Raw genomic sequence first — 12,667 nt, 5'->3', positions numbered from 1 at the left:
AAGTGATATGAGACGTATGCTGAATATCGCAGCTTTAGGCGCAATCATCGTAGCGGGAATCGGTACATATGCCGTCAGTGGGGAACAAAACCAGGACGACTGGATGTTACACGTCGATTCGAACGAGGCCGTATGGAAAAATCGCGCGGTACGCCTCTCGGCTACTGATATGGATCGATCTGGTCAAGATGTAGAGGTGTCTATTGATGGGAGTCGATTTGTCAATGGAAGTTATATTGACGAAGTCATGCAATATCGAAGCGATATCGGGGGACAAGACCGCTCGTTCGCTCGTGCTTTAAAGCAACTTAATTATGCGCAACAAATTAAAACGGAAGACGGCTATGTGGCTATCGGACAAAAAGGCCAAGACACGCTCGTATTATTGCAATCGAAAGACGGGAATATGGTCGAACGGACAGAGTTTCCTAACGTACAGTCGATTGTCGACAGTGGATGGGGCGGAATGTTTGTTTATGACGGTACTGTTCATATCGTGTATAACGAAAACTATGAACTGACGAATCAGCATGTAGCGGTGCTCGACGTAGCGACAACAACGATTGACACGAAAAAAATCGCACGTGATGGTGTGCTCATTGAATACGTGATGGGTGAAACGTGGGGATTCGCGTTAGGTGATGGTCAGCGAACGACAATCGGGAAAGACAATCGCTACATCCCGATTCAAGCGACACGCTTAGAGACGGTCGAGGCAGAAGATGGTGAAGCGTATTCAGAACATATGTCTTTATCTGGCTTATACGTCTACGACGTCGAAGAAAATCGGGTCGTTTCATTAGATGTTGAGCAAGAAGCGATTGCAACTAGCGTATTCGGGGATACGTATCAGGCCCTTCTCGCCGATGGGACGGAGACGAGTATCGACTTAAAAACGTTAACCGAAACGTCACGGACAATCATTCAAGGCGAAGTCGGGACAGCAAGTTATTACGATGGATTGCTTTACCATGTGAGTCCGACAAAAGACGGGGCAGAAGTCGATGTCTATGACGAAGCCGACCTCGTCTCAGAGGCGACCGTGACAGGGAAAGAGGTCAATCCCGACTCATTCCAATATTATGTCTATTAAAAAAGAGGCAGCGCGAGAGCTGCCTCTTTTTTACTTGGAAGGTTTTGGAATGATGACCCCTTCTTCTAAATCGAGCAACATATCGATCAGTTCCGCGCAAAACTCAGGGAATTGATCGAGGAACGCACCTGGACCGACTTCATCCGTGAAGTCGATGTACAGATCCGCTACGTTGCCAGCCATCTTCGCTGGAAGTGCGAGGAAGGCCGACCCGAAGCGCCAGCTGCCACGGATGTCGAGCAGCTTGCCGAGCATGACGTCGCCTGGTTCGCGTACTTCCGGTAGCATTACCTTGTACGTCTCTTTCGTCTCCCAATCACGTAAGCCGTCTTCGGTCACTTCAAACACAGAGCACCGGGGGACGGCGAGACCGCGCAAGGCATGATAGAGAGCAGGTGACATGTCAGCTTTATGGTCCGCCAAATAGCGGCCGTGCGGTGTCATCCCGTCCTCATCCGTCTCAAAGAAGACGGCCCAATCGATGAACAAATCGCGGAACAGTTCGGCGTCTTTCAAGTGCCACGTGCCTTCCGAAGCGATCTCTTGGATATAGTTCGTCCACTGCGTGCTGCGTGCGAGTGCCGCTTGCTCGTATAACTTTTTCAGTTCGGCCAGCAATTCGGACTCTTCGACGAGCAAAGGGAAGGGAATTACTTTCCGGTCTTTTTTCATCGCCGTGGTCCTCGCTTGTCTGCAGGACGTTTGACGACCGGCGGTTTGTCTTCGATCCGTTTCTCGATGACTTCGCCACGGTAAATCTCAAGCTCTTTCAATTCGACACCGAGCTGGCGGGCGAACGATTTCAAGTGCGTCAAATCTTCCGGTGTCACGATCGAGAGGACCGTCCCGGCCGCGCTACCGCGAGCGGTCCGTCCTGAGCGGTGGATGAAGTCATCGGTCGATTCAGGTAAATCGAAATGGACGACGTGCGTCACTTCATCGATGTCGAGTCCGCGCGCTGCGAGACCCGTCGTGATGAGGAGCGGATATTCGCCTTTACGGAATTCGCGGAGCGTCTCGACGCGGGCACGTTTCCCTTTCAAGCTATCGAGCATACGGTAGTTCACTTTCATCTTATCGAGCTCACCTTTGAGCGGCGGTAAGAACGAGCGGTTGTTGATGAAGGCGAGCACTTTGACACCGTCGACGTGTGATAGGCGACGAAGCAATTCTGGCTTATAGCGACGTGTCGTCAACATATAGCCGTACGTCACTTGAGCACTGACAGTCCGTTCGACCTTCACGTGAACCGGTTCTTTCAAGAACGGGGCAGCCCAGGCTTGGAGCGTATCCGTCAACGTCGCCGAAACGAGTGAGATTTGATGCTCGTGCGCCGTATGGTTGATGATGCGCTCAGCCGCTTCCGTCAATCCGCTGTCGATGATTTGATCGGCTTCATCGAGCACGATCGTATGCGTCTCATGAAGCTTTAACTTTTTCTTCTCGATCAATTCAACGAGACGTCCTGGTGTCCCGACGATCAAATGCGGTTTTTTCTTCAAGCGATCGATTTGGCGCTTCAGTTCGACGCCGCCGATGAACGAGGCAATCCGGACGTCACCTTTTTCGGTGAAACGTTGCGCCACCGTTTGGATCTGCATGACGAGTTCGCGCGTCGGTGCGACGATGACGACTTGGATCCGGTCGTTCGAGGCATCGATTTTTTCAATAGCGGGTAAAAGATACGCGAGTGTCTTACCTGTCCCTGTTGGTGCTTCGATTGTGACGTCTTTTCCTTCTAAAAGGGGCGGGAACGCTTCCGCTTGGACCGGCATCGGTTCGTTAAAGCCAAGGCGTTCCCAGGCTTCGTTAATGAATGGTTTTGTAAAGTTCATATCAGTTCTCCTTATCGTTGGGCAAAAACAAAGGAAGCATAAGCGCTCCCTGGTTCAAATATAGCGAACATGTTCAGTGTCTTGGTCAATCGATGAACGGAGCGTCTGTGTGTACACTTGCCCGTCCTCGACGAGTTTGATGTGCACGTCGATGTGCTCAGGTGAGGCTTCGACACCTTCGACTGTGAAGCCTTGATACACGCGGTATTCCAATTCCTTAAGCAATTTTGCATAGGCGTTTAGTTCTGGATACGTCGTCGCGACGTCGATTGGGCGCGACACGAGTGCGACCATTAAATGGTCACGGAAATCGATGAAATCCTCATTCTCGATATCGTCATCAAAGCGAATCCAAAAGCCTTTTTCTTCAAATTCTGTGATAAATCCGTCGCGCTTGTCTCCAGCCTCTTCGACTTTAAGGGAGATGCGGTCACCGGCTTTTAAGTTATGCTCGGCTGTTAATGGTTCATACGTCATGGGAAGAACCCCTTCCTCTTCTACAATGTTCTGCTTCCATTGTGCTCGATATAAGGCAAAAATTCAAGTTCTATCCCGAACCTGTGAGTTAAGTCACTACAAAAACTGTATGATTTTTCACAACTACTTAAAGATAATACAGAATTCACAAGAACGTGAACGGATAGGGATTCGTCTGTTTCTATGTAAGTTGAAAAACTACTATAACAGATAAAATAGCGCTTACAAAAACGGCGTAACACCAATGTTCATGAGATTGTTACAACTTTCACAAGAATGTAAAACATATTGTTCACGTTTTCACGTACACTCATATTATAAGGAATCAGGCAGTTATCTCAACTATGAGGAGTGACCATAATGGCAACTGAAATTAAATCAGCCTGGTCAGGATTTGTTCCTGGACAGTGGACGAACGAAGTGAATGTCGGTGAATTTATCCGCTTGAACCGCCACGAGTATACAGGGGATGACCGTTTCTTAGTCGGACCGACAGAGGCGACGAATCGTCTTTGGGGACAAGTGATGGAATTGACGAAAGAAGAACGGGAACGCGGGGGCGTTTGGGATGTCGATCAAAACACGCCGTCGACAATCATCTCACACGGACCTGGGTACTTAAATAAAGACCTTGAAAAAGTCGTCGGTGTCCAAACGGACGAACCGTTCAAACGCTCGATTCATCCGAACGGCGGCATTCGCATGGTCGACGCCGCGCTCGAGTCATACGGCTTCGAACCAAATCCTGAAATCACAAAAATCTATTCAGACATTCGTAAAACACACAACCAAGGTGTTTTCGATGCCTACACACCAGAGATGCGGGCGGCACGTAAGTCAGGGATCATCACAGGTCTCCCAGACGCATACGGACGTGGCCGGATCATCGGTGACTACCGTCGCGTTGCCTTGTACGGTTTAGATTTCTTGATTGCCGAGCGTAAAAAAGATTTGGCAAACAATGGCGGTTTCCTCTCGGAAGCAGACATTCGGACGCGGGAAGAGATGTCTGAACAGCTTCGTGCCCTTCAAGAATTGAAACAACTCGGCGCTGCTTACGGATTCGACCTCGGTCGTCCGGCTGAAACGACGCAAGAAGCCTATCAATGGGTATATCTCGCTTACCTTGCAGCTGTCAAAGAACAAAACGGTGCGGCGATGTCTCTCGGACGCGTATCGACATTCCTTGACGTGTACGCTGAGCGTGACATGGCGGCGGGCCGTTTGACAGAGTCAGACGTCCAAGAAATCGTCGATCACTTCATCATGAAACTCCGCATCGTCAAATTCTTGCGGACGCCTGACTATAACGAATTGTTCTCTGGAGATCCAACGTGGGTCACGGAATCAATCGGTGGGATGAGTGAGGATGGCCGTTCGAACGTCACGAAGAGCTCGTTCCGTTTCCTTCACTCGCTCACAAACCTCGGCCCGGCACCAGAACCGAACTTGACGGTGCTTTGGTCGACGAAATTACCGGAAGGATTCAAACAATATTGCGCGAAGATGTCAATTGAGACGTCGGCGATCCAATACGAGAACGACGACCTCATGCTTCCAGAGTTTGGTGACGATTACGGCATCGCCTGCTGTGTGTCACCGATGAAGATCGGCAAACAGATGCAGTTCTTCGGTGCCCGTGCCAATATGGCGAAAGCACTCCTCTACAGCATGAACGGTGGACGCGATGAGAAGAGCGGCGAACAAATCGCTCCGGCTTGGGACATGAACACAGAAGACGTCCTCACGTACGACAAAGTGTACGCTGACTTCGACCGGACGCTCGACTGGCTCGCAGAGCTTTACGTCAACACACTCAACGTCATTCACTTCATGCATGATAAATATGCGTACGAGCGGATTGAAATGGCGCTCCACGACCCTGAAATCTTACGGACGATGGCTTGTGGTATCGCTGGCCTTTCGGTGACGGCGGACAGCTTGTCAGCAATCAAATATGCGACGGTCAAACCGGTCCGGAATGAATTCGGCATCGCTGTCGACTTTGAAACAGAAGGCGACTTCCCGAAATTCGGAAACAACGATGACCGTGTCGACGCGATTGCTGTCGAACTCGTAGAATCGTTCATGGAAAAAGTCCGGAAACACAAAACGTATCGCGACGCGCTTCATACGCAATCGGTCTTGACGATCACGTCGAACGTCGTCTACGGCAAGAAAACAGGTAATACACCGGACGGCCGTCGTGCTGGTGAGCCGTTCGCACCGGGTGCGAACCCGATGCACGGCCGCGATACGAAAGGAGCGGCAGCGTCGCTCTCGTCAGTCGCTAAACTTCCGTTCGAACACGCGCAAGACGGTATCTCATACACGTTCTCGATCGTACCGAAAGCACTCGGTAAAGAAGACGTCGCACGTGAACTTAACTTGGCGGCACTTCTTGACGGCTATATGGGTGGCGAGCACAAAGGTCACCACTTGAACGTCAACGTCTTCAACCGTGAGACGTTGCTCGACGCCATGGAACATCCAGAAGAGTATCCGCAGCTCACGATCCGCGTATCAGGTTACGCCGTCAACTTCATCAAGTTGACACGCGAGCAACAGATCGACGTCATCAACCGGACGTTCCACGGTTCATTGTAAGTAAAGGCTTGGCGGCCTTCGCTTGAAGGCCGCTCATTCGTTAGGAGGTCATCTCGATGACAATGGGATATGTACACTCGGTCGAATCGTTTGGAACCGTTGACGGCCCGGGAATTCGTTTTATCGTCTTTTTGCAAGGTTGTGCGCTTCGCTGCTTGTATTGCCACAACGCTGATACGTGGGATTTTAAAAAGAATAACCATCGTTCGGCCGAGGACGTCATTCAAGAAGCGCTCAGCTATCGTCCGTTCATGGAAGCATCAAAAGGCGGCATCACAATTTCAGGGGGCGATCCGCTCGCGCAACCAGAGTTTTTAGAAGCGCTGTTGCGTGAAGCGAAAAAACACGGGCTCCACACGACGCTCGATACGTCGGGTGCACTCCGTCCCCCTAACCTTGACGCCATCTTAGACCACACCGACCTCGTCTTGCTCGATATTAAACATATCGATGACGACATGTGCAAGAAACTGACAGGACGGAGCAACGCCAACACGCTCGCGCTTGCTGAACACTTATCCGAGCGCGGAACGAAAATGTGGATTCGCCACGTCCTTGTCCCGGAATGGACGCTTGATGAAGGGGCGCTCCGGCGCACGGCGGCGTTCATTCAAAAACTCGATCACGTCGAGAAAGTCGAAATCTTGCCGTATCACGAGATGGGCGTCTATAAATGGGAGGCGCTCGGCCTCGACTATCCGTTAAAAGGCATCAAACCACCGACGACGGAAGAAGTCGAGTGGGCGGAAGGTATTTTACAAGGTACGGTATGAAAACTGCGCAGCCTCTCTTGAGGACTGCGCAGTTTTTTCTTTTCATTAATTTGAGTGTATATAACGTTTAAATTGTAATGAAAAAATGATAATTGATAGTAAACAATAACTGTTAAGAAGATCAATTAAATAATTATTTTACTTAGAAGCAACAGAATGATTTCTGATTAAATCTGATAACTTATCTAGTAATGGTTTAAAGTTATCAAAATCAATTTCTTCATAGTTAAGTAATACGTATTTTGAAAATTGATCTTTCCCATAGTAGAGTGATTTATCAAGTTTCTCCGTTTTATCAAATTTTCTGCCTTTGATAACTATTGCCAACTCACTAGTCTTGAACAAATCTTCTATATCGCCTTCTAATCTATTATCCATTAACGGAGTAGTTAAGAGGTGTAAATTTCCAATTACATTTAGTGTGAGATTTTGTTTGATTATCGATTTTTTATTATTAATTTTTGCATGGTTTATAAATTTATTGAGAGGTTTCTCCTTAGTAATTTCATTGTCAAAAAGTAAAACTACTGGATTGGTAGGTCTATTTTCACTAATTTTCATAAAGTGTTCATAGTGATTAGGGTCAAGATTTACTCCTTTATAAAAATTATATACGTTGTTTAATGCACTTGCCCCATCTGGAACAATTCCGAAAAAATACTTCATTCTTTTAGTCTTTTTTAAAAAAGTAATTTTAAAGTTAAAATTATCGTTTGTATCTTTTTCCACTAGTTCTGGATATTCTAGAGAATGTTTTTTTAAAGCAGCTTTTAAGTAGCGAACATCAGTTTTTCCCTCAGTTATTAATAAGGGCTTGGAATTGGAAAAAAAGTATTTATAAAATAAGAATTTTTGATATTCTACTTCTCGACCGCTTAAATGGAATCTATTGTGTTTAATATCATCATCAAGTGAATTGTTGTATTTTGTTAATTGATCTATAAACGTAAATCTACCTTCTAAACGACCTATAGTTCCAAGATCTCCATCAATCACATATTCACCTGTTTTATAAAGCTGATTCGCCATTGCTCTAGTATTTTTGTAGTACTCCCGTGGCACATTTATTTTTTTATTTACTACAAGTCCTGTAACAGTTTGTCTAGAGTTCCAAAATTGCAATCTCGTTTTTTTTTGATTTATTCTAAATCCTGATTTTAAGATTACTTTGGAGATTTCATCTGAGAATTGAGAATATAAATTTACAAACTCATTATTATTTGTAGAGAAAGTGAGATCGTCAGCATATCGAGTATATTTTAACTTATATTTTTTTGCCAAACTTAATATTCTATAATCTAGCACTTCACATATAAGGTTAGAAATAATCGGAGAAGTGGAACCACCTTGAGGTAGACTACCTTTATAACATGTCAGCTGAGCAAGAATTGTAGCCACTTCTATCGGTAACTTAAACATGTCATTTTTATTAAAGTATCCTCTTACACGTCCAAAATGAATACTTTCAAAAAAGTTCTCTAAATCCATATTAACAACGATTCTTTTGTTTCTATGAACTTTTGAATTTGTAATGATTCCTTTATTTTTTTTAAAAGCATGAGAAATGTTGTTGTCATATTTTTGTTGCTTAGTAATGTGTACATCTAAAGATTGTGCTATTTTGACTTGGATATTTTTTAAATCTTTATTTGGGGATTGAATCACTCGTTCTCCACCAGATTTTTTAGGGATTTTAAAAGAAGAGTACATATTATCCACATTTATTTTATACAAAACATTTGTTAAGTGACGGATAGGAATGCCTATAAATTCTGCAAGTTCATTTCTTGTTTTTATATCTTTAAAATTTGTCATTATATGTATTCTCCTAAAAGAAATAGACGTGTGGTTACTCCTTATGCGGCTAAACTCATCGAAAAGCTAATGTTAACAGCAGAGAAAAGCGGAGAAATATATCGCTAATACTCCTACCATTTATGTCAATGCTTGCGAAACACAAGCAAAAAATCTAACCACACGTCTATAACAATAATAAGAAACACAGTGAAATTTATCAAGAAATAAACAATATAACATGTAACATAAAATGAAAAAACTAGTAAATTTAGTTTTCTAGTAAAAGTGAGAAAATGGATTTAAGTTAAAAAATAATAATTATATATCAGTTTTGACCCGTATTATAGTCTTTTATTACTCACATGCAGGCGAATGGCGTCCTCGTCGAGCGGACGGTTGGCGACACCGGTCTCGACAGCAGTCTTCGCGACGGCGATCGCGACGGCCGGTGCGACCCGCTCGTCGAACGGGCTCGGGATGACGATGCCGTTCGCGAGGTCGTCCTCTGTCAACAAGTCGGCGATCGCATGGACGGCCGCTTCTTTCATCTCTTCGTTGATCTCTGACGCCCGGACGTCGAGCGCCCCACGGAAAATACCGGGGAAGGCGAGGACGTTGTTCACTTGGTTGGCGAAGTCCGAGCGACCGGTCGCGACGATGCGGGCACCAGCGGAAGTCGCGAGATCCGGCATAATCTCCGGCACCGGGTTCGCGAGGGCGAAGATGATCGAATCTGTGGCCATCGAGCGGACCATGTCCTCGGTGACGGCGCCTGCGGCCGAGACACCGATGAAGACGTCGGCCCCCTCGAGCACGTCTGAGAGTGTGCCGACGTGGAGCTTCCGGTTCGTCGCCTTGGCGATCTGGTCTTTGAACGGGTTCATGCCGTCGGCGCGTCCTTCATAAATCGCACCTTTCGTATCACAGATGACGAGATCCTCTACGCCGAAGCGCTTGAGCAGCTTGGCGATGGCGATTCCGGCGGCCCCGGCTCCGTTCATGACGACACGCAGTTCAGGCATCGCTTTGTCGACTAAACGGAGTGCATTGACGAGGCCGGCCAAGACGACGATGGCCGTCCCGTGTTGATCGTCATGGAAGACCGGGATCGGGAGCGTCTGCTTCAACCGGGCCTCGATCTCAAAACATTCGGGTGCCTTGATGTCTTCTAAGTTGACGGCGCCGAACGTCGGGGCGAGCAGTTCGACCGTCCGCACGATCTCATCGACGTTGTGTGTGTCTAAACAAATCGGGAACGCATCGACCCCGGCGAAACTTTTGAACAGGACGGCCTTGCCTTCCATGACCGGCAACGCCGCTTCCGGACCGATGTTGCCGAGCCCGAGTACGGCGCTTCCGTCCGAGACGACGGCGACCGTGTTGGCGCGCAACGTATATTCATAGGACAGCTCTTTATTTTCAGCGATGCGGCGGCACGGTTCGGCGACGCCCGGTGAGTAGGCGAGGCTGAGCGCTTCTGTCGTGTCGACGTCGACTTTTGGTGTCGTTTCCAATTTACCGTGGTGCAAAGCATGCATCTCGAGTGCGCGTTCGTTCAATGTTTTCATAACTCTCTCCCTGTGTGCGTACGATTTTTTGTCTGTCACAATCGACTACATTGTATCGAAGAAACCGCTTACTTTCGAGCGTTTTACCTGCTATGGACGCAATTATTTCTGAACGATTGTTCATATATGTAGAATTGGTCTTAACATTTGGTGCTAATCATAAACGAAAACAAAAAGAGTCGCGGATATTCCGCAACTCCTTTGATTTCATGCTCTTGTTTTGCGCTGTTTCTTTTCTGCTAGTCGTGCCGCTTCGGCTTGGCGTTTTTCAGCGTAACGCAGCTCGCGTTCGAGTTTGACGTAACTCGCATACCGTTTTTTATCGAGCGCACCGGTCGCAATCGCGTCGCGAACGGCACAACCGGGTTCGGCTTGATGCGAGCAGTCACGGAACCGGCATCGTTCTGACAACTCCTCGATATCGCTGAACGTGTCGTCGAGATGATCGGCGCCGTCCCAAAGACCGAACTCACGCATGCCGGGCGTGTCGATGATGAAGAAGTCGTCGACGCGGAACAGTTCGCGGTGCGTCGTCGTATGCTTACCGCGCTCGTCGCTTTCGCGGACGGCTTGCGTCTCGGCGAGTGTTTTCCCGGCAAGCGCGTTTGTCAGCGTCGATTTCCCGACGCCGGACGAACCGACGAGGACGAGCGTGCTCCCGCTCGGCAGTGAAGTTCGCAATGCCTCGACCCCGTCGCCGGTGATCGAGCTGACCGGGAAGACATCAATGCCTGGCGTCGTCAGTTGGATGTCTTGAACGAGTGGGGCCACATCAGTTACTTGATCAGCCTTCGTTAAGACGATAAGCGGTATCGCCCCCGTCTCCCAGGCGGCGAGCGAGTAACGCTCGAGCCGGCGCAGGTTGAAGTCGTGACCGACCGCCATCGTGATTAAAATATAGTCGACGTTCGCGCAGATCAGTTGTTCGCGCGTCTCGTTGCCGGCGGCTGTCCGTGAAAGAACAGTCCGTCGTTCAAGGAGACGTCGAACCGTGCCTTGACCGTGCTCGCGAACCGTGAACTCGACGAAGTCGCCGATGACCGGATAGTCGCGCTCGCTCATCGCCTCGTGGCGAAATTTGCCCGATATCCCGCATGTGAAAGCAGCGTCCTCTGTCGTTACCGTGTACATATGTTGAAACTGTGCTGTGACGCGTCCCGTTGTTGTGTGATCCAAATCGAATCCTCCTTTTAGTTGTGGAGGACAACTGCCCTCCTGTTGGCTGACAAGGTGTATACGGCTGTTTGTAAGGTGCTCATAAAACATCATCCTTTCATTGTTCGATACATTCAATGTACCACATTTTCTGATAACGCTATCATCTCAGTCTACAGACCGAGGGAAAACAAGCCTTCCGCTCGTCGCCATCTTTTAAATGGCGTATTATGATAAGAGTGTACTTAATGAGGAGGGATGACAGATGAATCGCCAAGTGAAGCAAGTGTTGTTCATCGTGGCGGCAATCTCTCTAGTTCTCGTCCTAATCGGCTTTTTACCAAATATGATCATGTTTGGTTTGGGGGCGCTCTTAGCACTTTGGGCTGGAGTCAGATTCATGGCCGTGACGCATGTCGGCGCAAAAATCGGTTACGGCTTGCTCGCCGTGATCGGGATCATCACGATTTTGTCGAATATTTGGGCGTTAATCGGAATTGTGGTGGCATGGATGTTGTTTAAAGGGTATATGATGTATGCCAACCAAAAGCGGGACGTTGAGATTTTAAATGCGGACGGGTCGCGTGCTAGTCGTAGCAGCTTCCAATCGTTCGATCAAGTCTGGCAAAAGTTTGTAAACCGTCGCTAAGTTTTTAGAAGGAGGATTTTATGATGAAGACACCATTTGATCAGTTTCGTGATTTAGCTAACGAGTTGACGAAAGAATTTTCAAAAGAAATGAAAAAGTATCAAGAAAAAGAGGCGCCACGCTCGAGTGGGGAAGCCGAATTAAACCGCCACATCCGCGGTGCTGAAAAAGAGGCGTTGTCGGTCGAACGTCTCGTCGAGCGTCAGAAGGCGTTGCTCGGCGAACTCGCGACGAAGCGTGACGATGCCAAATTGATGGCTGACAAGCGCTACGAACAGACAGAGCTCGCGAAACAAGCCGGCGAAGAGAAGTTGGCTGAACGCGCTGCTCTAGAGTCAAAACATTACGGTGAACAGTATCGCTACTTCGAAGGCTTGCTAGACGAAGGCGGTCGTGAACTTGACGCCCTTGAGCGCCGTGCCCTCGAGATGCGCCTCAAACTCGACGAGATGCAAAACAAACGTTACGAGTTCGCGATGCGTGAGAACCTTGATTTGTTGAAAGGTGCGCTCGATCAAATCTTCGGAGCGGACACATCGAAGTCGCATCCGTTCACAGAAGAAGAGAAGAAAGACGCAACGAAGGAAGAACCTGCGGCCGAAGAAAAAACCGACGCGGCGGACGAAGATGATTTCGAAGCAAAATTAAAAGAACTTGAGCGTCGCTTTAAACAAGACTGACGCACTGGTTCAGCGATGGTCCAGAGTATTTTC

Annotated in this window: 11 protein-coding genes; 5 read left to right on the top strand and 6 right to left on the bottom strand. The window is 48.0% G+C overall.

All coding sequences use genetic code 11. The features are described from left to right. Nucleotides 1-7: 7 nt before the first annotated feature. Entirely contained in the window at nt 8-1,093 is a 1,086-nt protein-coding gene (locus KNP77_RS05445; RefSeq protein ID WP_214889112.1) for a hypothetical protein, read from the top strand. A gap of 30 nt (nt 1,094-1,123) precedes the next feature. Here KNP77_RS05445 and KNP77_RS05440 read toward each other — a convergent pair whose 3' ends face one another. Genes KNP77_RS05440 through KNP77_RS05430 form a run of 3 tightly spaced genes read right to left on the bottom strand, consistent with a single transcriptional unit; the run spans nt 1,124 to nt 3,405 of the window. Then, a complete protein-coding gene (locus tag KNP77_RS05440) occupies nt 1,124-1,765 on the bottom strand; it encodes a hypothetical protein (protein ID WP_214889109.1) in 642 nt (213 codons plus the stop codon). After that, nucleotides 1,762-2,928 carry a DEAD/DEAH box helicase gene (locus tag KNP77_RS05435; protein ID WP_070328906.1) on the bottom strand — a complete coding sequence of 389 codons (1,167 nt, stop codon included), beginning with the start codon at nt 2,926-2,928 and terminating at the stop codon, nt 1,762-1,764. Before KNP77_RS05435 ends, KNP77_RS05440 begins: the two co-directional genes overlap by 4 nt. A 54-nt stretch (nt 2,929-2,982) precedes the next feature. Then, nucleotides 2,983-3,405 (bottom strand): hypothetical protein, encoded by a 423-nt coding sequence (locus tag KNP77_RS05430; RefSeq protein WP_070328907.1) that lies wholly within the window; start codon nt 3,403-3,405, stop codon nt 2,983-2,985. A 360-nt stretch (nt 3,406-3,765) separates the two neighbouring features. Here KNP77_RS05430 and pflB point away from each other — a divergent pair, with 360 nt between their 5' ends. Together pflB and pflA are read left to right on the top strand one after the other, a co-directional pair. Next, nucleotides 3,766-6,012 carry a formate C-acetyltransferase gene (pflB, locus tag KNP77_RS05425; RefSeq protein WP_131465689.1) on the top strand — a complete coding sequence of 749 codons (2,247 nt, stop codon included), beginning with the start codon at nt 3,766-3,768 and terminating at the stop codon, nt 6,010-6,012. A gap of 56 nt (nt 6,013-6,068) precedes the next feature. Continuing rightward, complete coding sequence (gene pflA / locus KNP77_RS05420; RefSeq protein WP_070328909.1) at nt 6,069-6,785, top strand: pyruvate formate-lyase-activating protein; 717 nt, start codon at nt 6,069-6,071, stop codon at nt 6,783-6,785. Between the two features lie 138 nt (nt 6,786-6,923). Here the strand turns inward: pflA and KNP77_RS05415 are convergent, their stop codons facing one another. From KNP77_RS05415 to rsgA, 3 genes are all read right to left on the bottom strand, one after another. Continuing rightward, nucleotides 6,924-8,600 (bottom strand): retron Ec67 family RNA-directed DNA polymerase/endonuclease, encoded by a 1,677-nt coding sequence (locus KNP77_RS05415; RefSeq protein WP_214889106.1) that lies wholly within the window; start codon nt 8,598-8,600, stop codon nt 6,924-6,926. A gap of 323 nt (nt 8,601-8,923) precedes the next feature. Beyond that, complete coding sequence (locus KNP77_RS05410; RefSeq protein WP_214889103.1) at nt 8,924-10,150, bottom strand: NAD(P)-dependent malic enzyme; 1,227 nt, start codon at nt 10,148-10,150, stop codon at nt 8,924-8,926. Nucleotides 10,151-10,357: 207 nt separating this feature from the next. Continuing rightward, the gene (rsgA, locus tag KNP77_RS05405) at nt 10,358-11,326 is read right to left on the bottom strand and encodes a ribosome small subunit-dependent GTPase A (RefSeq protein ID WP_251138940.1); all 969 of its coding nucleotides are present in this window, start codon (nt 11,324-11,326) and stop codon (nt 10,358-10,360) included. A 244-nt stretch (nt 11,327-11,570) separates the two neighbouring features. On the opposite strand from rsgA, the gene KNP77_RS05400 reads away from it, so the two are divergent. After that, on the top strand, nt 11,571-11,954 hold the full coding sequence (locus KNP77_RS05400) for a lmo0954 family membrane protein (protein ID WP_016508398.1): 384 nt from the start codon (nt 11,571-11,573) through the stop codon (nt 11,952-11,954). A gap of 23 nt (nt 11,955-11,977) precedes the next feature. Continuing rightward, nucleotides 11,978-12,634 carry a PspA/IM30 family protein gene (locus KNP77_RS05395; RefSeq protein ID WP_071399150.1) on the top strand — a complete coding sequence of 219 codons (657 nt, stop codon included), beginning with the start codon at nt 11,978-11,980 and terminating at the stop codon, nt 12,632-12,634. The last annotated feature ends 33 nt before the right edge of the window (nt 12,635-12,667 follow it).

The sequence above is a fragment of the Exiguobacterium sp. s142 genome (genome assembly GCF_018618455.1).
In the GTDB taxonomy this organism is placed as follows: Bacteria; Bacillota; Bacilli; order Exiguobacteriales; family Exiguobacteriaceae; genus Exiguobacterium; species Exiguobacterium aurantiacum_A.
The sequence above is the reverse complement of the archived record's forward strand: the minus strand, read 5'-3'. Positions and strand labels throughout refer to the sequence as shown.